The organism is Campylobacter sp. CFSAN093259 (genome assembly GCF_012889985.1).
Classification (GTDB): domain Bacteria; phylum Campylobacterota; class Campylobacteria; order Campylobacterales; family Campylobacteraceae; genus Campylobacter_D; species Campylobacter_D jejuni.
Genome location: NZ_CP040617.1, coordinates 789,185 through 810,017, shown reverse-complemented (window position 1 = coordinate 810,017; position 20,833 = coordinate 789,185). Strand labels below are relative to the sequence as shown.

General features: G+C 29.9%; 21 protein-coding genes and 1 pseudogene. 7 read left to right on the top strand and 15 right to left on the bottom strand.

Features of this window, described 5'->3' with window-relative positions:
• Positions 1-43 precede the first annotated feature (43 nt).
• Positions 44-778 carry a flagellar type III secretion system pore protein FliP gene (gene fliP / locus FBF20_RS04300; protein ID WP_002852529.1) on the top strand — a complete coding sequence of 245 codons (735 nt, stop codon included), beginning with the start codon at positions 44-46 and terminating at the stop codon, positions 776-778.
• Here fliP and FBF20_RS04295 read toward each other — a convergent pair.
• From FBF20_RS04295 to FBF20_RS04255, 8 genes and pseudogenes are all read right to left on the bottom strand, one after another.
• Positions 775-999 (bottom strand): hypothetical protein, encoded by a 225-nt coding sequence (locus FBF20_RS04295; RefSeq protein WP_002780361.1) that lies wholly within the window; start codon positions 997-999, stop codon positions 775-777. The genes fliP and FBF20_RS04295 overlap by 4 nt on opposite strands.
• Before the next feature lie 25 nt (positions 1,000-1,024).
• Complete coding sequence (locus tag FBF20_RS04290) at positions 1,025-1,237, bottom strand: hypothetical protein (protein ID WP_079264038.1); 213 nt, start codon at positions 1,235-1,237, stop codon at positions 1,025-1,027.
• 106 nt (positions 1,238-1,343) lie between these two features.
• Positions 1,344-2,114, bottom strand: a complete 771-nt coding sequence (locus FBF20_RS04285; RefSeq protein ID WP_002858779.1) for a transporter substrate-binding domain-containing protein — start codon at positions 2,112-2,114, stop codon at positions 1,344-1,346.
• A gap of 94 nt (positions 2,115-2,208) precedes the next feature.
• Positions 2,209-3,528 (bottom strand): annotated as a pseudogene (locus FBF20_RS08915) (hypothetical protein).
• Positions 3,529-3,614: 86 nt separating this feature from the next.
• Positions 3,615-4,334, bottom strand: coding sequence for a 3-deoxy-manno-octulosonate cytidylyltransferase (gene kdsB, locus FBF20_RS04270; RefSeq protein WP_002852502.1), 720 nt, complete (start codon positions 4,332-4,334; stop codon positions 3,615-3,617).
• Positions 4,331-5,743, bottom strand: coding sequence for a threonine synthase (thrC, locus tag FBF20_RS04265; protein WP_002852451.1), 1,413 nt, complete (start codon positions 5,741-5,743; stop codon positions 4,331-4,333). Before thrC ends, kdsB begins: the two co-directional genes overlap by 4 nt.
• Positions 5,740-6,666: a tetraacyldisaccharide 4'-kinase gene (locus FBF20_RS04260; RefSeq protein ID WP_002852582.1), complete on the bottom strand. Its 927-nt coding sequence runs from the start codon at positions 6,664-6,666 to the stop codon at positions 5,740-5,742. Before FBF20_RS04260 ends, thrC begins: the two co-directional genes overlap by 4 nt.
• A gap of 3 nt (positions 6,667-6,669) precedes the next feature.
• Positions 6,670-7,410, bottom strand: coding sequence for an NAD+ synthase (locus FBF20_RS04255; RefSeq protein ID WP_002852555.1), 741 nt, complete (start codon positions 7,408-7,410; stop codon positions 6,670-6,672).
• Between the two features lie 73 nt (positions 7,411-7,483).
• Between FBF20_RS04255 and FBF20_RS04250 the strand changes: the two genes are divergently transcribed.
• A complete protein-coding gene (locus FBF20_RS04250; RefSeq protein ID WP_002852433.1) occupies positions 7,484-8,080 on the top strand; it encodes an MBL fold metallo-hydrolase in 597 nt (198 codons plus the stop codon).
• 11 nt (positions 8,081-8,091) lie between these two features.
• Complete coding sequence (locus tag FBF20_RS04245) at positions 8,092-8,397, top strand: hypothetical protein (RefSeq protein ID WP_002852583.1); 306 nt, start codon at positions 8,092-8,094, stop codon at positions 8,395-8,397.
• A 40-nt stretch (positions 8,398-8,437) separates the two neighbouring features.
• On the opposite strand, the gene FBF20_RS04240 is transcribed toward FBF20_RS04245, so the two are convergent.
• The 7 genes from FBF20_RS04240 to murJ are packed head-to-tail and all read right to left on the bottom strand — an operon-like array spanning position 8,438 to position 17,017.
• Positions 8,438-9,217: an enoyl-ACP reductase gene (locus FBF20_RS04240; RefSeq protein WP_002890592.1), complete on the bottom strand. Its 780-nt coding sequence runs from the start codon at positions 9,215-9,217 to the stop codon at positions 8,438-8,440.
• On the bottom strand, positions 9,217-10,113 hold the full coding sequence (gene dapA, locus FBF20_RS04235) for a 4-hydroxy-tetrahydrodipicolinate synthase (protein WP_002852574.1): 897 nt from the start codon (positions 10,111-10,113) through the stop codon (positions 9,217-9,219). Before dapA ends, FBF20_RS04240 begins: the two co-directional genes overlap by 1 nt.
• The gene (locus FBF20_RS04230; protein ID WP_002852436.1) at positions 10,106-11,356 is read right to left on the bottom strand and encodes a pitrilysin family protein; all 1,251 of its coding nucleotides are present in this window, start codon (positions 11,354-11,356) and stop codon (positions 10,106-10,108) included. The genes dapA and FBF20_RS04230 overlap by 8 nt, the downstream gene beginning before the upstream one ends.
• Complete coding sequence (locus FBF20_RS04225; RefSeq protein WP_002852597.1) at positions 11,353-12,411, bottom strand: quinone-dependent dihydroorotate dehydrogenase; 1,059 nt, start codon at positions 12,409-12,411, stop codon at positions 11,353-11,355. Before FBF20_RS04225 ends, FBF20_RS04230 begins: the two co-directional genes overlap by 4 nt.
• Positions 12,412-12,442: 31 nt before the next feature.
• Positions 12,443-14,185 carry an ABC transporter ATP-binding protein gene (locus FBF20_RS04220; protein WP_002858782.1) on the bottom strand — a complete coding sequence of 581 codons (1,743 nt, stop codon included), beginning with the start codon at positions 14,183-14,185 and terminating at the stop codon, positions 12,443-12,445.
• Entirely contained in the window at positions 14,178-15,566 is a 1,389-nt protein-coding gene (gene cysS / locus FBF20_RS04215) for a cysteine--tRNA ligase (protein WP_002871728.1), read from the bottom strand. The genes FBF20_RS04220 and cysS overlap by 8 nt, the downstream gene beginning before the upstream one ends.
• Positions 15,566-17,017 carry a murein biosynthesis integral membrane protein MurJ gene (gene murJ, locus FBF20_RS04210; RefSeq protein WP_002890591.1) on the bottom strand — a complete coding sequence of 484 codons (1,452 nt, stop codon included), beginning with the start codon at positions 17,015-17,017 and terminating at the stop codon, positions 15,566-15,568. Before murJ ends, cysS begins: the two co-directional genes overlap by 1 nt.
• 103 nt (positions 17,018-17,120) lie before the next feature.
• Here murJ and FBF20_RS04205 point away from each other — a divergent pair, with 103 nt between their 5' ends.
• The 4 genes from FBF20_RS04205 to FBF20_RS04190 are packed head-to-tail and all read left to right on the top strand — an operon-like array spanning position 17,121 to position 20,832.
• Complete coding sequence (locus FBF20_RS04205) at positions 17,121-18,980, top strand: flagellar assembly protein A (RefSeq protein ID WP_002852626.1); 1,860 nt, start codon at positions 17,121-17,123, stop codon at positions 18,978-18,980.
• Positions 18,956-19,507 carry a Holliday junction branch migration protein RuvA gene (ruvA, locus tag FBF20_RS04200; RefSeq protein ID WP_002852492.1) on the top strand — a complete coding sequence of 184 codons (552 nt, stop codon included), beginning with the start codon at positions 18,956-18,958 and terminating at the stop codon, positions 19,505-19,507. The genes FBF20_RS04205 and ruvA overlap by 25 nt, the downstream gene beginning before the upstream one ends.
• A 9-nt stretch (positions 19,508-19,516) precedes the next feature.
• Positions 19,517-20,557 (top strand): D-alanine--D-alanine ligase, encoded by a 1,041-nt coding sequence (locus FBF20_RS04195; RefSeq protein ID WP_002852516.1) that lies wholly within the window; start codon positions 19,517-19,519, stop codon positions 20,555-20,557.
• 59 nt (positions 20,558-20,616) lie between these two features.
• Positions 20,617-20,832: a type II toxin-antitoxin system Phd/YefM family antitoxin gene (locus FBF20_RS04190; RefSeq protein WP_002852622.1), complete on the top strand. Its 216-nt coding sequence runs from the start codon at positions 20,617-20,619 to the stop codon at positions 20,830-20,832.
• Position 20,833: the final 1 nt, after the last annotated feature.

The window sequence follows — 20,833 nt, the reverse complement described above, 5'->3', positions numbered from 1 at the left end:
ATTTAAATTTCTTTAGTAAAAAACAAAAAAAGGTTTTTAAATTTTGAAAAAAATATTATTATTTTTACTTTTAAGCATGAGCTTATTTGCTGCTGAAGCAACTATCCCTACAGTAAATTTAAGCTTAAGTGCACCCAATACACCTAATCAGCTTGTTACTACTTTAAATATAGTGATTGTTTTAACCATACTTGCGCTCGCTCCAAGTATAGTTTTTGTTATGACTTCTTTCTTGCGTCTTATTGTAGTATTTTCATTTTTGCGACAAGCTATGGGGACGCAAAGTATGCCACCTAATACCATTTTAGTAACCTTGGCTTTAATTTTAACTTTTTTTATCATGGAACCTGTAGCTACAAAATCCTATAATGAAGGTATAAAACCTTATTTAGCAGAAAAAATAGGCTATGAAGAGGCTTTTATAAAAGGAGCAAAGCCTTTTAAAGATTTTATGCTTAAAAATACTCGCGAAAAAGATTTAGCCCTTTTTTATCGCATACGCAATCTACCCAATCCCAAAACCATAGATGATGTTCCCCTTACGGTTTTAGTTCCTGCTTTTATGATTTCAGAGCTTAAAACCGCTTTTGAAATAGGGTTTTTAATCTACCTACCCTTTTTAGTCATAGATATGGTTGTAAGCTCAGTTTTAATGGCTATGGGTATGATGATGCTACCTCCTACTATGATCTCTTTACCTTTTAAACTCTTAATTTTTGTATTAGTGGATGGATGGAATTTGCTAGTGCAAAGGCTTGTGGAAAGCTTTGTAACCTAAGATTTATAAAATCTTAAAAACAAAATTCCAAGAAAAAGATACAAAAGCAAAAATAATTCTAAAGCTAAAAGTATATACAAAAACAAGCCTTTAACGCAAAAAAGAGCTATAAAAACAACAAAAAGAATTACTAAGGCTGTTCGCCCTAGAAAGACTTTTTCTAGGGTCTTGATAGAATAAAAAGTAAAATCTAAAATAAGAGTAAAAATAAATTCTAGCATTGTAAAATACACCCAAAAACTAAGCTTAGTGGCATCTTGCAGCCATCATGTCAATTTTTGAATTGTAAGTACTTCCGCCCGGTGCAGGTGCATTCGCAACCCCAGCACCTACTACCCCCAATCTTATTCCATAATTTAAAATTAAAGGTATAGCTCTATCTTCTTGATAAGCATATTTGCAATACTCCCTAGCTGCGTTTAGTACAGTGCAAGATAAAAACAAAAATAACAAAAAAATGCAACTTTTTTCATTATCTTAAATCCTTTTATTTAAAATTTAGATAATGATATTGTATATCAAAATTCATAAAATTAATATTAATTATCAATATTTTATTAAAAGCCTACAAGAAAAAAGTGATATTATTTTGCTTAAAAACTTCTTTAATGTCTTTTAAATACTTATTGCCCAAAAAATCTAAAAAGCCATTTTTCCTACTCTCATCAATGAAATTATCAAGCTTGTCCTTTAAAGCTTCATCACCTTTTCTTACAGCTATACCCCAAAACTCAGGATTTTCTTGAAAAGGCGCTAAAATGGCTCTGGTTGTATCTTGATGCTTTTGCCAAGTCCGATAAATCGTAAGTTGATCATAAAAAAATCCATCAGCCTTGCCTTGAATCACTTCCAAAATAGCAGCATTTTCTTTATCAAATAAATTAATAGTTGCATTTTTTAAATTTTTAACCGCATATAAATGCCCTGTAGAACCACGCTTTAAAGCCAAAACTTTGCCCTTTTTATCTAAATCTTTGATATTTGTAATATCAGAGTTCAAAGGAGTTAAAATAGCCAAATTTGCCTTAGCATAAGGAATGCTAAAATCCACCACTTTCTTTCTCTTATCGGTAATTGTCATAGAGGACATAATAAGATCTATCTTGGCTGTTTTTAAAGCAGGTATTAAACCATCCCAAGCGATATTTTTTACTACAAGTTTATAGCCGTTTTTCTTTGCAAAAGCTTCTAAAAAATCCACGCTAATTCCACTTGCTTTGCCTGTTTTATCGCTCATTTCAAAAGGCGGATATCCAAGCTCCATTCCTACAACCAAATCTTTTGCACTCAAATTTAAAGCAAAAAAAGAGATAAAAATCAAAATAATTTTTTTCATAATTTCCTTTCAATTTTTTTTGTAAAAAAATTATACTAGTTTTATCTTATTTTGTTATTAGCAATTTATTTCAAACTTAAAAAATTAATACTTCCTAAACCCTAGTTTGTCCCAAAAGATTATTTAATCTATCCATTATAGAATCAGCGTAGGAATCAATAGTGCTAGGTTTTGCTTTCCAACCATTAGCAAGAGCTTGTTTAATCTCAGCGTCTAAAGCCCAATTACCCATAGCAGATTCTTTAGAAATGTTATTTTCATACATATATAAATCACCTTCTATGCCACGCTCTGCCCAGTATCTAAAAAAGCTTTTAAAGTCACTTTTACCTGTCATAATACTATCAATGTTAATTGCAGGACCACTAAAACTCTCTTTAGCCATAGCCCTCTTGTAAGCTTCTAATTTTGGATTAAGTGTGGTTTTTAGACTCTCAACAGGTTGTCCACCTTGAGCTTTTAAAAAACTCATAAACAAAGTTTCTTTAGAATAGCTTCCATCTTCATTTTGTGGATAAACTGACATATCAGGATTAAATTGCCAATCTTCACCTCTAGAAACATTTTTGATTTCTTCTAAGGATAAACCTAAAGTCTCAGATGATAATCCTTTGATCATACATCCTGAATCAAGTCAAATTTCATCAGCTTCTTTTGCTTGTTCAGGGGTTTTATAAACATTTGAAATTAAAGAATTTGAAAAATCTTTTAAACCTGTAATATTCATTCTATTGCTTGGCTCATTAAAGTCCATCCATTGCGTTCCACTTACACCATAACCACTAGGCATAGAATTTATATCTGCTTCACTAAAACTTGTTTTATCATTTGGAAAGCTTTGACCTAGAGCATTAGAAAAAAGATTATAATATTGTTTTATAGTATTTGCTATATCTATATTAGAATAATAACTGCTTACGCCTAAGTATTCTTTTGTACTTGAAACAACAGGATCATTTTCGGCAGCTTTTTTAATCTCATCCAAAGTAGATTTATGTATCTTAAAATCTTCAGGAAGTCCCGCAGCTTTATTAAAATCACTTCCCATATAACCATCTTTATCTACACTATAACCATAGGCTGTATTAGTGTTTAAATCAGCTTGTTTGTATTTTAGAGTATAAATAGAGTTTTTAAATTCACTAGATATATCATAATTAGGAGAACTTGTCTTACTACTTATACTAAAATTAGTATTATTGCTAGTATTTGTTGTATTAGTAGAATTTAATGCTTCACTTCTTGCTAGAGTTTGTGAATTTGCATTTTGAATTTCATTTAACTTACTAGCATTTTGTTTTAAAAAAGCATTAGCAAAACTTATTTTAGAATTTTCTTTACTTTCTTTATTAGCTTTTGCTTGTGAAAGTATAGAATTATAGTTTGAATTATCATTGATACTAAAGATACTCATATTAATTCCTTGATTTAGATTTTTCTGCCTTCAACCTAAATATATTAAAATAATATAAGCAAAATTTGTTCCGTTTTGGGGTGGAGTTATTTTTCTAAATAAATTTTTAAAGCCCTTTCATAGTCTTCTTTAGTATCAATCCCCATGCTTGTTGTTGAAATTTCAAGCATTTTGATTTTTTTACCATTTTCTATAGCTCTTAACTGCTCTAATTTTTCCGCTCTTTCAAGTGCAGAACTTGATAAAGAACAAAACTCCCTTAAAGCTTTGACACTATAAGCGTAAATGCCTAAATGCCCTTTAAAACTTTCCTCGTAATTTTCTCTTTCATAAGGGATTTTAGCTCTTGAAAAATACAAGGCATACCCTTCTTTATCGCAAAGCACTTTAACCAGATTAGGATCCATAGCTTCTTCTTGAGTGATTTTTTTATAACAACTCGCCATAAAAGCTTTTTTATCCAAGCAAAAACTTGCAAATTCTTTAAATTTTAATAAATTTTCACATTCTATAAAAGGCTCATCAGCTTGGACATTGATAATAATCTCATCATCTTTTAAAGCTAGTTTCTTACAAGCTTCATTAATCCTATCCGTACCGCTTTCATGATCTTTGCTTGTTAAAACCGCATTTAGACCATATTCTTTAGCGATACTTAAAACCTTTTCATCGTCTAAAGCTATACAAACTTCATCCACGCTACTTACTCTTCTTGCAGTAGCCACAAACATAGGCACTCCACCTATATCACATAAAATTTTCTCATGAAAACGACTTGATTTTAATCTTGCAGGAATAATAATCATTTTTGCATCCAATCTAAAATTTCTTTTTTTATATTCCTGGCTTCAAATACCTTTTCATCGCTATTTTTCAAATCAAATAAAGCCAAAATTTCATCTTTAACTTGGACATTAAACTCTTTAGCTATAAATTTTAAATCTTCTTTTTCATTCTTAGAATCCCTATCATATAAAGCTTTTATCATACTTGGAGTAAATTTTGTCCATTCTGCTGTAGAAGTGATAATGCTAGGTTTTAAAGGATCAAGCATTTTAAAACAAGTTGCGGTATGCGGATCGATTAAAATCTTGCTTTGTTTGATAAATTGCATACATTCTTCATCGGTGCAAAAATCCGCCTCAAAATCTTCTTGCAAACTTTGTAATTCTTCTTTTTCAAGTTTAAAATATCTTTCATTTTTTAACAAATTCATCAGTTCTTTAGTTCTTTTATCTTTAAATTTCGCAAACAAAAGTCTTTCGATATTAGATGAAATAAGTATATCCATAGCTGGAGAAATAGTCTTCTTAAGACTTTTTTCACGCAAATCATAAACGCCTTGATTAAAAAATTCACTCAAAATATTATTTGCGTTTGAAGCGATTTTGATTTTTGAAATTTTAGCTCCCATTTTTTTAGCATAAAAAGCTCCTAAAGCATTGCCAAAATTTCCACTTGGAACGATGATTTGTACTTCTTCTAAAAACTCATTAAAAAGTTTTAAACTCGCATAATAATGATAAATAATCTGAAATAAAATACGCCCAAAATTTACAGAATTAGCTGCGCAAAGCTCATAATTTAAAGCTTTAATTTCATTTTGAAAATCTTTTGAAAAAAGCAATTCTTTTAAAGTGCGTTGCGCTGCGTCAAAATCCTCATCTATGGCAAAAACTTTCAAGTTATCCTTATCTAAAGCTCGCATTTGCAACTCTTGAACTCCACTTGTGCCACCTTTTGGATACATACAAGCTACTTTAACATTTTTTGCATTTTCAAAACTTTTTAGGGTTGCAGGCCCTGTATCGCCGCTTGTAGCACAGATAATTAAAATATTTTTATCCTTTGAAAATTCGCTTAAAAGCACGCCAAAAGGCTGTAAAGCCATATCTTTAAAAGCTCTTGTAGGCCCATGCCAAAGCTCGTTAATATAGGTTTTTTCAGAGATTTTTTGCAAAGAAATAGGTGTATTTTTATCATCAAAGCTTTCGTAACTTTTCAAAGCCTTTTTAAAAAGCTCTTCTTCGCCAAAACCAAAACTTTCTATAAGCTTTAAAGCAAAATCTTTATAAGACAAATTGGCATATTTTTCTCCTTCAAAAATAGGCAAATTTAAAGGTGAGTAAAGCCCTCCTTCTGGAGCGTTTGGGTTAATCAAAGCTTCCTTAAAACTTGATACATTATTTACATTTCTACTCTCGACCAATTTCACTGTTCAAACTCCTTGATATAAGTTTTTATTTTTTCTCTTAATGAATCTTTTAATTCTATATTTAATTCTATAATTTGACATTTAAAACCAAAATCTTTAACTTTAACAAAATCCTTAAAAGTAAGCATTAGTGTATCGCAATTATGTTTTTTTAGCAAATTTTCTAATTCTTCTTTTTTAAACTCATAATGATCTTTAAAAAAATAACAAGCCCTTGCCTTGATAAAATGCTCATACAATCTAAAAGGTTTAGCAATAGCAGTTACCAAAACAGCCTTTGGATTTTCTTTTACAAAAGAATAACGCACAAAATCCCTGCCTTCTAATGCAATAAAATCAGCCCTTTTTTCATAAAATTTCGGCAAACGATAAGCTCCACTTGGTAAGGTAAAATTAAAATAAGGTTTGATTTTACTTTCAAGTAAAATATCAAATTTTTTAATATGAAATTTAGAAAAAGCATCATCAAGCACAACGATTTTAGCTCCCAATTCAAAAGCTTTTTCAATACCTTTTACTCTATCTTCGCTCACAATCACACCTTTGATATTTTCTTCAAAAGCATACTCCATAGCTTCATCGCCACTTTGTGTTAAGGTGCATAAAATTTCATTTTGATTTTTAACAACAAACAAACCTTTAGACTTTCTTTTATAGCCCCTAAGTACTATAAAAACACCATCAAATTCCCTTGCTATAGCTTTACAAAGCGGGGTTTTTCCATTACCTCCAAAACTTAAATTACCAACGCTAATAACAGGCTTTTTAAAAACTATTTTTTTACGAAAAAAAGTATTTAAAATCGCAAAAAAAGCATAAAGCACACTTAAAGGTAAAAGTATAAAAGCAAGGCATTTTTGCCAAAAATTGGGCTTAAAAAAATAATTATCAAGCCAAAGTTCATAATTTTTTTCTTCATTCATTGTTTAAATTTCCAAAATTTCAGGCATTTTTCCCTTAAAAGCATTTTTTTGCATGCGATTTTTTAACATAGCAATCAAAGAAGGATCAAGCGTTCTTAAAAGTTTTTCATCATTAGTTTCTAAAGCTTTTAAACCTTCATCGATTTTTGTATAAGAAAAACCTAAATCCGCCTCATCACTTTGATTTTCCCAAAGATCCGCACTTGGAGCTTTTTTGATGAAATTTTCATGCAAGTTAAGGTATTTTGCTAAGGCATAAATTTCACTTTTATAAAGCGATCCTATAGGATTAAAAGCACAAGCTAAATCCCCATAAATCGTACCATAACCTAAAAGCAATTCGCTTTTATTAGAAGTGCCTATGACTAAAGAATTTTTCAAAGCAGAATAATCATAAAGCAAACTCATTCTAATACGCGCTGCAAAATTTCCCAAAGATACTAGAGTGGTATTTTCACTTTGCTTTATAAAAGCATCTAAAATGCTTTGAATTTCTATGATTTTATATTCAAGATTTAAATCCGCACAAAGCCTTAAAGCATCTTCAAGATTGGCTTTGTTTGAAATTTGAGTTGGCATTAAAAGAGCAAAAACATTCTCTTTTAAAGCTCTTTTACAAAGCGTTGCTACTAAAGCAGAATCAATCCCGCCACTAAGCCCCAAAACCACACCTTGACTTTGAGAATTTTTCACTTTTTCTTGTATAAAATCACACATTTTTTCCGTAATCTTTTGCCAATCCATAAAGCTTGCCTTTTAAAAATTTAATGTATAATTATATTTATTTAAGGCAAATTTTTTATTAAAGAGGCAAAAAATGCAAATTATCAAACAAGCTTGTGGAGTTTATGAAACTAATTGCTATATTTTATTTACCCCAAAGGGTGAATTTATCATTGATCCAGGAACTGATGCACTTTTATTTATCAAAAAACATGTAAAAAATCCTTTGGCGATTTTAAATACTCACGGGCATTATGATCATATTTGGGATAATGCCAAGGTTAAAAAAGAATACAACATCCCTATTTATATTCATAAAAATGATGCTTTTATGCTACATGATGATTTTAATCAAGGCTATGATTCTAGCGATGCGGATTTTTTAGTAGATAATGAAGATATTTTAAATATTTGCGGAGTTGATTTTAAATTTCACTTTTTACCAGGACACACACCAGGTTGCACTATGATAGAAATTGTAGGTAAAAATATCATGTTTAGTGGAGATTTTTTATTTTATAGAAGCATAGGAAGATGGGATTTTCCTTATTCAGATGCAAATTTAATGAAACAAAGCTTAGAAAAAGTTATGACTTACAAAGAAGATTTTAAACTTTTACCAGGACATGGACAAGAGACTACTTTAAAAGAAGAGCAAGTCCATCTACCCTCTTGGCTTAGATACTTTTAAGGTATATTAAAATGGAATTAGATCAAATTTTATTATATGCTTTTATTTTTTTAAATCTTTTTGCCCTTTTTGGTTTATTTTTAGGAAATAAAAAGAAAAATCAATTTAACGATAAAAAATTTTATAAAATCTGCCCATGTAAAAAAATGGCAGAAAATGGATCTTTAAGTACGATTTGTATTTATTCAGCTGTGGGAGGATTTTTTTACAGCGTATTATCTATAGGTTTTGTAGGTTTTGGTAATTGGACTTTAAATTTTATTTTTTTACTTGCATTATTAAGTGTTTTTTTAGGGTGGAAATTAAAACTTGATTGAAAAATATTTTTAAGAAAAATCCATTGATTTTTCTTAATTTTTATTTAAAAGTTGTACCACCATCAACGATGAAAGTATGTCCTGTAACCCAACTTGCCTTACTTGAACAAAGAAAAAGACATGCTCCAGCCAAATCTTCAGGCTGCCCCATGCGATTTAAAGGGCTTAAATTTATAGTAGCCTGTTTTACTTCTTCATAATTTGTAAAAGCTCTTAAAGCATCAGTTTCAATAGGCCCACCACTTACGACATTTACACGGATATTTTTTTCTCCAAGTTCAGTAGCCGCATATCTTACCATAGCTTCTACAGCGGCTTTTGCTGTACCGTGACCTGAATAATTTTCTATATACACTAAATTTCCTGTAGATGAGATAGAAATAATGCTTCCACCCCCTACTTTTTCCATCCTTTTAGCTGCTTCTTGTGCGCCCACAACAAAAGCATTTACTGTGGCTGTAAAAATGTTATTAATTCCCTTTGGTTTTAACTTCATAAATTTGGTATAGCCACCTACAACCGCACGTCCTGAAATGATAGCATTTGAGATAAAATAATCCACTCTATCAAAATCCACATCAATTTTTTCAAAAAGTTCTTTATAGGTTTCAGGTTCTAAGATATTAAATTCATAAGCTCTAGCTTTGATTTTATAATTTTTCTCCAAATCTTGAACCATTTCATCAGCAATTTGCGCATTAGAATTATAAGTAAAAGCTATATTTGCACCCACTTTAGCAAATTCATAAACTATAGCTTTGCCTATCCCGCGAGTTCCACCGCTAATCACTAAAGTTTTTCCTTGAAATTCTGTATTCATTAAAATCCTTTGATCTTATATTTTTTCATCACTTCTTCAATTTTAGCAAAATTTTCCTTACTTGGAGAACAAAGAGGAAGTCTAAATTCCAAACTTTCTATCAATCCAGCTAAATACATAGCCGTTTTAATAGGAATAGGATTACTTTCGCAAAATAAAATTTTATTGATATTATAAAGCTCATCATTGATTTTTTTAGCTTCTTTATAATTTTCATCTAAAGCAAAATGAGTTAAAGCGCTAATCATATCGGGTAATAAATTTGAAGTTACTGAAATCACTCCCTTTCCACCATTTGAAAGTATAGGATAATTGATCGCATCTTCCCCTGAAATAAGCATCATTCTAGGTTCGTGTGCAAGCAAATCCACACACTTATCGATATTTCCACTCGCTTCTTTTACTCCATAAATATTTTCACAATCTCTAAAAAGCTTGATAATAGTATCCGTTGAAATTTCACAACCTGTTCTTCCTGGAACATTATATAAAAGCACAGGAATATCTACACTTTGCGCAATAGCCTTATAATGCTCGTAAAGTCCTTGTTGCGTAGGTTTATTATAATACGGTGCCACACTTAAAATCCCATCAGCACCATGCTCTTTAGCAAATTTAGCCAAACCCACTGCCTCATGAGTTGCATTACTTCCCGCACCTGCTAAAACCTTAACTTTAGTTCCTTTACAAGTCTCAACGGCTATTTCTATGCAAGTTCTATGTTCTTCATGGGTTAAAGTTGCACTTTCTCCTGTTGTTCCTACTGGAACTACTGCATCGATGCCATTTTCTATTTGTCTTTTAATCAATCTTGCATAACTTTGCTCATCAACTTTTCCATTTTTAAATGGTGTAATAAGAGCCGTCATCGCCCCAATGATAATATTTTTATCCATTTGAATCCTTTCTTAGAATTACCGTAGTTGAATTTTCTTGAATAAAATATTTTTTAGCACAAGAAATCAAATCTTTTAATTCCAAATTTTGTATATCTTTCTCATAATTTAACAAAGGATTGATATCTCCTCTTGCTAGATATGAACCATAAATATTTGCCACTGCACTAGCATTGTTAAGTGAGAAAATAAAATCACTTTTGACATTATTTTTCACTCTTTGCAAATCTTTTTGAGAAATTTTACCCATTTTAAGTTTATCAATGATTTTTAAAAGCTCTTTTTCTACTTTTTCTGCATTAACATTGGGGTTACAATTACAAATAAAAATAAATAAATTTTCATCTATACAATCATTAACATAAGCATAATAATCATTGATTAAATTTAATTTATCAATCAAAATTTCACTCATTAAAGAACTTTTCCCACTTCCTAAAAGCTCGGATAAAGCATTTAAAGCAGGTATATCTTTGTGCTTGAAATTTGGAATTTTATAAGCAAGGGCTAATAGTTCAGTATCTGAGTTTTTATGTAAATATATTCTTTTTACTCCATCTTGCTTAGGCTCTTTTGTGTGAATTTTAGGTATAGTCTTAGTATTTTTAATCTTTTCAAAATGTTTTTTTGAAAGCTCAAAAACTTCCTTACTTTCTATATCGCCACTTACAAGTAAAATCGCATTTTTAGGTTGATAATAAATACTGTGAAATTCTTTAATATCTTCAATACTCCAATTTTCTATATCCTTAAAAAAACCTATAGGAGTCCAATGATAAGGATGATACATAAATGCATGATTAAAAAGCCTAAAATAAAGATATCCTAAAGGGTTATTATCTGTTCTCCATCTACGCTCTTCTAAAACCACTGCTCTTTCAGGCTGAAATTCTTCATCTTTTAAATTTAAATTCGCCATAAGTTCTGCAAAAAGCTCTAAAGCTTTATCTAAATTTTTCTTCGCACATTTAATATAATAATGAGTATAGTCAAAACCTGTGCTTGCATTATCCACACCACCAAAACCCTTAACAATCTCATCAAATTCGCCAGCTTTTAAATTTTTAGTACTTTTAAAATTTAAATGTTCTAACATATGAGCTATGCCACTTTTTCCCATGATCTCATTTCTTGAACCCACTTTATAAAAAATATCAACGCTAATCACATCGCTATTTTTATTTACAGGCAAAGCATAAACTTCAAGCTTGTTTTTTAATTGAATTTTTTCATAAGCAATCATTTTAAATTTACCCCAACAGCTTCGCTAATGTGTAAAAAACCATCTTTTCTTAAAAGCTCTATAAGATTTTGATTGATATTTTTTACCAAAGAAGGACCTTTAAAAATCAAAGCTGTATAAACTTGCACCAAATTAGCCCCATTTTTAATACGCTCATAAGCAATATCAGCACTATCAATCCCTCCACTTGCAATAAGCAAGGTTTTGCCAAAAAGAATTTTAGTTACTTCTTTGAAAAAAATACCACTTTTTTCCGTAATCAGTCTTCCACTAATACCACCAAAAGTACGATTATTATCTAATAAACTATAATCAACACTAGTATTGGCTAATATAAACCCATCTGCACCTTTTTTAATGGCATTTTCACATAAATTTAAAGCATCATCTATTTTCATATCAGGAGCAATTTTTATCAAAATAGGCTTAGAAGTGATTTTTTTGGCTTCTTCAAGCAAGGTATTTAAAAAATCATCATTTTGCAACTCTCTTAAATTTTTAGTATTAGGAGATGAGATATTAACGATAAAATAATCACACAAATCCTTAAAATCTCTAAACAAAGTAAAATAATCCTCCAAGGCTTTATCATTTGGAGTGATTTTATTTTTCCCTATATTTACCCCTAAAGGCAAAACAAAAGGATAGGTTTTTGCAAGTCTTAAAGCAATCTTTTCAGCACCTTCGTTGTTAAAACCCATAGCATTTTGTATACTTTCTTGTTTTACAAGTCTAAATAGACGTGGCTTTTCATTGCCTTCTTGAGGTTTTGGAGTAAAAGTTCCCACTTCTAAAAAGCCAAATCCTAAAGCACTCAAAGGTCTTATCATAGTGGCATTTTTATCAAAGCCTCCTGCTAAACCTACAGGATTATTAAAATCAAGTCCAAGTAAATTTTGCCTTAAACTCTCATCATCAACTATATATTTGTGTGCTAAAAAACTTAAAGCTCCTGGAAAACTGGCACTTAAAGCCCTTAAGCTATATTCAACCAAAGCATGTGCATGCTCAGGGTTTAACTTAAAAAGTAAAAGTTTTATCATTTCATAAGCCATTTTTTAATCCTTTTTGAAATTCTAACTAAAATTAACTAAAGCTGGGCTTTGTTTTTTCTTTGCTTTTAAATTTTTGATACAAAGAACAAGTTTGCAAAAGCTCTTCATCTTTACCTATTGCCAATACCTTACCCTTATCCAATACTACTATTTTATCCGCATTTTCTATAGTGCTTAAACGATGTGCAACCACTAAAATCAATCTATCTTGTTTTAAATTTTCTATAGTTTTAACTATTGCTTTTTCACTTTCATTATCCAAAGCTGAAGTTGCTTCATCAAAAATAAGCACATCAGGATTTTTATATAAAGCTCTAGCGATTGCTATTCTTTGTTTTTGCCCTCCACTTAAGTTCTTACCATGTTCTTTCACTTCAGCCCAAATCCCGCCCATTTCTTTAACAAATTCATAAGCATTGGCCAATTTTAAAGCTTGGATGACTTTTTCTTCTTCTAACTCTTCGCTATAAGCAATATTTGCAGCAAAACTATCATTAAAAAGATAAATATTTTGCGTTACAAGTCCTATTTTAGCATGTAAGCTTTCTATGGTAAAAGTGCTAATATCTTCTTGATTGAGTAAAATTTTACCTTTTTGCTTTTCATAAAAATACATCAAAAGATTAATAATAGAAGATTTACCACCCCCACTTGTCCCTACAAGAGCAAGCATTTGCCCTTTAACAAAATCAAAATTTACGCCTTTTAAAACACTTTTATGCGGGTTTTCATAAGCAAATTCAACATTTTCAAAGCTAATTTTTTCAATGTTTTTTAATTCTTTGCTTCCACCTTTAATTTGAGGTTCTAAATCCAATAAATAAAAAGTTCTTTCACTTGCCGCAACAGCACCTTGAAGTTTTCCATATAAAGACGAAAGACGCTTTAAAGGAGTATATATCGCAAAAAGTGCCGAAACAAAACTGATAAAACTTCCCACACTCATAGAACCATTGATAACCTCTCTACCCCCTACAATAATCACCACAGCAACCCCAACAGAACCCATCATATCCATTAAAGGACTTGTAAGTGCATCAATACGTGCGGATTTTAGGTTTAATTTACATAAAGTATCATTATGCTTAGCAAATTTATCACTTTCTTTTTTTTCATTATCATTAGCTTTGATCAATTCAATATTTGAAAAAATTTCACCCAAATAAGAAAGTAAATCCGAATTTGTTTCTTGTATATTTCTTGCATATTTTTTAAGTTTTTTAGCAAACCATACCAAAGGAAAAATAGCTAAAGGCAAAATCACTAAAGCAAAAAAAGCCAAAGTAGGACTTTGATACAAGACTACCGCAAGCAGTCCTATAGCAGTTAAAAGCTCTCTAAAAAAATCAGGAATAATGTTTGATACTATGCTTTGAAGTGCATTAATATCATTAGTACAACGACTTACAAGCTCTCCGCTTCTATAGCGTTTAAAAAAATCCATATCCAAGCGTAAAACATTTTTTAAAACCCTAGCACGCAATACTCTTAACATATCTGTTCCTATAAAGGAAACATAAAAACTTTGTAAATAAGTTCCAAGATTTTTAAAAAAATACATCAATACTAGCAAAAAAGGTACTGTATAAAGTAAAGCTTCATTTTTTTCAACGAAAATATAATTTAAAATAGGCTCTAAAGCATAAAAACTTCCAGCAGTTCCTCCGCTTGCTAAAATCATACCAAAAATAGCTATAGCAAATTGTTTCCAATATCTTTTATAAAAGGGCTTAAAGCGTATTAAAACCTCTTTTAAATTCATCTCATTATGCATTTATTTTCTCCCAAATTGTTCCATTTGGAGTATCTAAAAGAGTGATTTTTTTACTATTTAATTGCTCTCTTATTGCATCAGCTGTGTTAAAATCTTTGTTTTTCTTAGCCTCAGTTCTTTCTAAAATTAACTTTTCAATCTCTTCTCGTTCTTCTTTGCTTACACCCCATTGAAAATATAAAGTTGCATCCATAAAACCAAAGCCAAAAATTTTAGCTAGCTCACTTAAAGCTTCTTTGATATTTTGTTTTAAAATTTTATTTTTGCTTTCTTTATCCAACTCTAAATTTGCACTACTGATAAAATCATCCAAAAGAGCTAAGGCTTTAGAAACATTTAAATCATCATTTAAAATCTCTAAAATTTGCTTAGCAATTTCGCTTTTTATTTCAATATCATTTAAAACATCAAAATCAGAAATTTCACCTAAATCCAATCTTTTTTTAAGGCGATAAAATTTATCTAAACGTTTTTTAGCATTTTCTAAATCCGATAAAGAATAATTAAAATGAGATCTATAATGAGAACTCAAAAGATAAAATCTTAAAGCCTCGCCCATAAATTCTTTTAAAGCATCTTTTATAAAAAAACTATTATTTAAACTTTTACTCATTTTTTCGCCATCGATTTTTACAAAACCATTGTGAAGCCAAATATTTGCTAATTTTCTCTTACATCCACAACGACATTGCGCAGCTTCATTTTCATGATGAGGAAAAAGCAAATCTATCCCTCCAGCATGTATATCAAGGGTATTTTCAAAAATAGAATCAATCATAGCAACACATTCAGTATGCCAACCTGGACGCCCTTTGCCAAATTCACTTTCGTAAAAATTTTCATCAAATTTCCAAAGCACAAAATCGCTTTCATTTCTTTTTTGCACTTCATTACTTAGACGAGAGATATTTTCTTCTAAATTGCGATTTGATAGGCTTAAATATTTTTCATCTTTACTTGTATCAAAATAAATTCCATCTTCTAGAGTATAAACAAACCCATCCTTAGCAAGCTTTTTAATCAAATCAAGCATAGCTGTTATATAATGCGTTGCACGAGGTTTAAAATCAGGATCTAATACATTTAAAACCCTCATATCCTCTTCATAACTTTTGATATAAAATTCCGTAATTTCCTCTAAAGTTTGACCACTTTGAGCCATTTTTTTCAAAATCTTATCATCAATATCTGTATAATTTCTAGCAAATTTTACCCTATTGCCTTGAGCAAGTAAAACCCTACGCAAAAGATCAAAACAAACACTACTTCTTGCATGTCCTAAATGTGCATCATCATAAACCGTAGGTCCGCATAAATAAATACTAATATCTTTTTTATCAAGTTTTATTTTCTCTTTTGTTACACTATCTAATAATCTCATTAAAAAACTCCTTTAAAACTTGTAAAAATTCCTATAAAAAAACTTAAAATATAAGGTTTAATCAAAATAAGTAAGATCGTAAAAACAATCAAAGCAACTATAACCAATAAGCAAATTTTAATAGATATTAAAGCAAAAAATTTCTTAAAACCAAATTCTTTGATATTAGCTCCAAGCAAATAAAAAGCACTAATAGAGCTTGAAAGTGCTACTGCAATAACCTTTAAACTTTCATCTTTAATCAAAAATATAAAAGCCATAGAACATAAAGCACTGATAATTAAAGATTTTACCGCGATCCAAGCTGCTGTTTTTTGTTTAAATTTTGCATAAAGCCACAAAGAAAAAAGCTTTTGCAAACCAAAAGGTAAAAGCCCTATAAGATAAGCAATCAAAACATAAGCCGTAATCACACTATCTTCGTGAGTGAAATTTCCTCTTTCAAATAAAAGCTTTGAAATTTCCAAAGCAAACACAGAACCTACAATACTAGAAGCAATAAGCAAAATGCTTAAAAGCGCTAATGCTCTTTGCATAAATTTTAAGGCTAAATTTTCTTGATCACTTTTTAAATGTTTTAAAATTTTTGGAAAAGAAACTTGAGTTAAAGCAATAGCAAAAAGTGCCAGGGGGAGTTGGAAGACACGATTTGCATAATAAAGATAAGAAATACTCCCGCTCATTAAAAAACTAGCTATAGTTGTATCAAGCAATGAGCTAAATTGAGTCGCAGAAGAACCTAAAACTCCATGAAAAAAATTGCCATAAAAACCTTGTAATTTCGCCTTGGTTTTTTTAAATTTTATACTTAAAGTCATAGCACGTATTACAGGATTGTTTTTTAAAACAAGCAAATGTAAAATAAGCTGTGCCACCCCACTTAAAACCGTTGCATAAGAAAAATAATAAAGTGTATTTTGCGGTGTATTTTTATCCACAAAAAAGGCAGCTATAACAATACTTAAGTTAAATAATGCCGCAGAAAAAGAGGTAATGAAAAATTTTTGTCTATAATTTAAAATAGCTCCTAAAAAAGTAACTAAAAAAATAAAAAACAAATACCAAAAATTAATCGCCACCAAAGGAGCCGCTAAAGCTATAGTATCTGCGTTAAACCCAAAAGCAAAAAGCTTAGTAAAAAAAGAGGAAAAAAAACTTACCAAAAGACAAAATAAAAAAACTATAAGGCTAAATTGCATCATTACACTAACGCAAAAAGCTCCCTTTTTTTTCGCTTTTACAAAATTAGGCAAAAAACTTTGTCCAAAAGCCCCTTCTGCAAAAATTCTTCTAAAAAAAGCAGGCATTTTTAAAGCCACAAAAAAAATATCACTATAAAGCCCTGCTCCTAAAAAAAGCGCTATTAAAACATCTCTAGCAAGCCCTAAAATTCTTGAAAATAAAATTCCTAAAGCATTGATAATAAAATTTTTAAATACTAAACTCTTCATTAAATTTTTTCATAAATTTCAAAATATAAAGAGAACTATTTTAACTAAAATTGATTAAAAATTGACTATAATTACATTCTTAATTTTTTACAAGGGGAAAGTTTTGGCTTTGGATGAAAAAATTATTGCCTATACAGAAAATCCAGCTCGAGAGCTTTTAAGCGTAGCTTCACGAACAAACCTTAGCTTAAATGAGCTTGATTTTAGTTTATTGGCATTTTCTACACAATATCGTTTTGGAGATTTAGAATGGGAAAAAATCTCTGAAAAAGAATTAACTCTTTTTGATAAAGATGAAATTTTTTTAAAAAATGATCTTCAAATCAAGCAAGAATACAAAATAGAAATTTTCCACGGTATAAACCAAAGCAAAGCATCTCAAGCAGTCAAACTAGTTGCAAATAAAAATTTAACCAAAATAGTTGCTCAAATTGATTTTACAAATTTAGACTTTCATGAAAAACTAGCACTAGAACTTTTGCAAAATATTTATAAAAAGATGTTGAAACTTAAATTTTTAATAGGTATCCGCATTTTTGATTTTAAGAAAAAATTAATGTCTTTTTGCAACCAATATAAAAACACCCCTTTAAATAAAACTATACAAATCACCGTTGCACAAGGTATTGATCCTATAGAAAGTCAAGATGAATCTCTGATCTTGACTTATAAAGAAAAAACCAAAAACTACACTATCGATGAAAAACGCTCAGGTATTATTGTTGTTGATGAAAATGAAGTTGTTTTAAAACACGTCAAATTTAAACAAGGTAAAGAAGGAAAAGACTTAAATTTACACACCTTAAAAGTTTTAGCTGCAAATGAAAATAAAGTTAAATTTTCTTGTTCTTCGGCTTTTAAACAAGTAGAGCAAGATGGATACACAGAATATATAGCCTTAAAAAAAGGTTATGTAGTACAAGATGGTGAAAAATTTGATATCGCCAATGAACTAGATTTTAATGGGGTAGATTTTAAAAATATAGGGATTATAAGAGCTGGACTAGACAAAAATGTCAAAATCAATATAAAATTTCTTTCAGAAGTAAAAGATGCTGTAAATTCTGGCGTTGGGATAGAATGTGAAGAATTAAATGTAGTCGGAAGCGTAGGAAGCAACACTCAACTTAATGCCACCAAAATGAAAATTGAAGGCACTACGCACTCTAAAGCCAAAATTCAAGCCAAACAAGCCTATATAAAAACTCATAGAGGATTTGCGGAAGCCGAAATTTTAAATATAGATTTGCTCGAAGGTGGAACAATCAAAGCCAAAGAAGTGAGAATTAAAAAAAGTTTAGGCGGAAATATACAAGCTGATAAAATCTATATAGAAAATTTAGAAAGTAATAATTCTTGTGTGTTTTTTGAAAACACCACAATAGAACGCATTAACGGGGATAACAATAAATTTCATGCTAAAATTAAAACTCTTGATAAAAATTATGATGAAGAATTTGCGATTTTAGGAGAGCAAATTTCTAAGTTAAATCATAAAATAAATAAAATAAGACAATACATTTTATCAAGCAAAAATGGAATTTTAAGCGTTGAAAAAAAGATAACAGAACTTAAAAATCAAGGTCAAAATGTTCCTGTACAATACGAAAAAGCCCTAAAAGATTTCTCTTTACAAAATCTTGAATTAAATAAACTACAAAATGAAGAAAAAGAACTTCTTGAACGCAAAAAATCTTTGCAATTAGAATTAATCAATTTGCAAAAAATGCTTTTTGAAGCAACTTTTATAAATAAAAGCGGCAAATGGACTGATATGAATGAAATCAAATTTTCACTTCTAGAGCCTAAAGAAGATATTTTTTGCTCTTCATTTGTTAATGAAAGTGCTAAATTTATAGGCATTAAAAAAGTCATACAAAACAACCAAGAAAGTATAGAAATACATAAAAAATTAGATTATGAAGAAAAGGATATAGCATGGTTGTCGGCATCGAAGGAATAATCACAAAAAAAGAACCTACTTTTATCATTGTTAAATGTGCTAGTGGTTTAAGCTATGGGATATTTATTTCTCTTTTTTGTTCTGCTAAAATTCAAACTCAAGAAAAGCATGAGTTTTTTATCACTCAAATCATCAAAGAAGATTCTAATAAATTTTATGGCTTCTTGGATAAAGATGAACAAAAAATGTTTGAAATGCTTTTAAAAGTCAATGGAGTGGGTGCAAATACTGCTATGGCGGTATGCTCTAGTCTTGATGTAAATTCTTTTTACAAAGCGTTAAGTTTGGGCGATGAAAGCGTGCTTAAAAAAGTACCTGGCATAGGTCCAAAAAGTGCAAAACGCATTATAGTAGAACTTTCTGACACAAAAACCAAACTTGAAAATGTAAGCGATGATAAAAGCGAAGCCTTAGCCGCACTTCTTACTCTAGGCTTTAAACAAGAAAAAATCATAAGTGTTTTAGTAAGTGCTCAAGCAACAGGCACAAGCGAACTCATCAAAGAAGCTCTTAAAAAACTAGGATAAAGGAATAAAATGAAATTTGCAATACTTTTTGGCGGAAATTCTTATGAACATGAGATTAGTATAGTAAGTGCTGTAGTGCTTAAAAAAGTTATCAATCAAAATTTAGAATTTATTTTTTGTGATGAAGAAAGAAGATTTTATCATATCCCAAGTGAAAAAATGAATTCTAAAACTTTTAGCACCAAAGCTTATAAAAAAGAAAAAGAACTCTTCATCAAACAAGGAGGTTTTTTTAGCAAAGGCTTTTTAAAAGAAAATAAACTAGAGTGCGAATGCGTGATCAATCTTATCCATGGTAGAGATGGAGAAGATGGAAAAATTGCGGCTTTATTTGAGTTTTATTCTATTAAATTTATAGGACCTAGGCTTGAAGCTAGTGTATTATCTTTTAACAAAGAACTTACCAAACTTTATGCCAAAAGCGTTGGAGTAAAAACACTTGATTATACCATACTAAGAAAAAATCAAAACTCTAAAGAAAAGCTTAGTTTTCCTTGCATTATCAAACCTGCAAGACTTGGAAGTAGTATAGGTATTAGTATAGTAAAAGATGAAAAAGATTTAGAATACGCCAAAGATGTAGGTTTTGAATTTGACAATGATCTTGTAGTAGAAGAATTTAAAAACAATATCAAAGAATACAATCTTGCAGGATGTATGATCAATGATGAGTTTGTTTTTTCCATTATAGAAGAGCCAAAGAAAAAAGAATTTTTAGACTTTGAACAAAAATATCTTAGCTTTTCAGGACACAATGAACTTATAGAAGCAGATTTAAGCGAAGAATTAAAAGAAAAACTCAAAGATAGCTTTAAAAAGATCTACAATCCTTTGTTTAAAGGTGCTTTAATACGCTGTGATTTTTTTATACTGGATAATGAAATATATTTAAATGAAATCAACCCAAACCCTGGTTCTTTGGCTAATTATCTTTTTAAAGATTTTAATACCACTTTAAACGCTTTAGCTGATCAAATTTCACTTGAAAAAATGATAAAAATCAATTACAACTTCCTTCACTCCATTAACGGACAAAAAGGAAAATTATAAGCTTTTAAGTCAAAATGCGCTAAATTATACATAAAATTTAGCGTATTTTAGGAAGAAAAATGCTCTCTTTTAAACAAGATGAAATTTACACTGCCACCGAAGTGGTAAGAAATTTTAGCCCCATTATGGAAAAACTCAAAAAAAGCGAAAGTGGAAAAATAGTTATTTTAAAAAATAACAAATTTGAAGCTGTAATGCTTAGTATGAAAGAATTTGAACGCTTACAAAATGCCATGCAACTTTTAGAAAATATCTACAAAAATCAAAAGGCTTAAA

Excerpts from the sequence above, each read along its gene's own strand:
- murJ (WP_002890591.1), bottom strand. The coding sequence starts at position 17,017 with ATGAAGAGTTTAGTATTTAAAAATTTTATTATCAATGCTTTAGGAATT.
- FBF20_RS04190 (WP_002852622.1), top strand. The coding sequence starts at position 20,617 with ATGCTCTCTTTTAAACAAGATGAAATTTACACTGCCACCGAAGTGGTA.
- FBF20_RS04285 (WP_002858779.1), bottom strand. The coding sequence starts at position 2,114 with ATGAAAAAAATTATTTTGATTTTTATCTCTTTTTTTGCTTTAAATTTG.
- FBF20_RS04295 (WP_002780361.1), bottom strand. The coding sequence starts at position 999 with ATGCTAGAATTTATTTTTACTCTTATTTTAGATTTTACTTTTTATTCT.
- ruvA (WP_002852492.1), top strand. The coding sequence starts at position 18,956 with ATGGTTGTCGGCATCGAAGGAATAATCACAAAAAAAGAACCTACTTTT.
- FBF20_RS04225 (WP_002852597.1), bottom strand. The coding sequence starts at position 12,411 with ATGGCTTATGAAATGATAAAACTTTTACTTTTTAAGTTAAACCCTGAG.
- dapA (WP_002852574.1), bottom strand. The coding sequence starts at position 10,113 with ATGGATAAAAATATTATCATTGGGGCGATGACGGCTCTTATTACACCA.
- kdsB (WP_002852502.1), bottom strand. The coding sequence starts at position 4,334 with ATGATTATTATTCCTGCAAGATTAAAATCAAGTCGTTTTCATGAGAAA.
- cysS (WP_002871728.1), bottom strand. The coding sequence starts at position 15,566 with ATGAGATTATTAGATAGTGTAACAAAAGAGAAAATAAAACTTGATAAA.
- FBF20_RS04245 (WP_002852583.1), top strand. The coding sequence starts at position 8,092 with ATGGAATTAGATCAAATTTTATTATATGCTTTTATTTTTTTAAATCTT.
- FBF20_RS04255 (WP_002852555.1), bottom strand. The coding sequence starts at position 7,410 with ATGGATTGGCAAAAGATTACGGAAAAAATGTGTGATTTTATACAAGAA.
- FBF20_RS04230 (WP_002852436.1), bottom strand. The coding sequence starts at position 11,356 with ATGATTGCTTATGAAAAAATTCAATTAAAAAACAAGCTTGAAGTTTAT.
- FBF20_RS04240 (WP_002890592.1), bottom strand. The coding sequence starts at position 9,217 with ATGAATACAGAATTTCAAGGAAAAACTTTAGTGATTAGCGGTGGAACT.
- FBF20_RS04250 (WP_002852433.1), top strand. The coding sequence starts at position 7,484 with ATGCAAATTATCAAACAAGCTTGTGGAGTTTATGAAACTAATTGCTAT.
- FBF20_RS04260 (WP_002852582.1), bottom strand. The coding sequence starts at position 6,666 with ATGAATGAAGAAAAAAATTATGAACTTTGGCTTGATAATTATTTTTTT.
- FBF20_RS04220 (WP_002858782.1), bottom strand. The coding sequence starts at position 14,185 with ATGCATAATGAGATGAATTTAAAAGAGGTTTTAATACGCTTTAAGCCC.
- FBF20_RS04195 (WP_002852516.1), top strand. The coding sequence starts at position 19,517 with ATGAAATTTGCAATACTTTTTGGCGGAAATTCTTATGAACATGAGATT.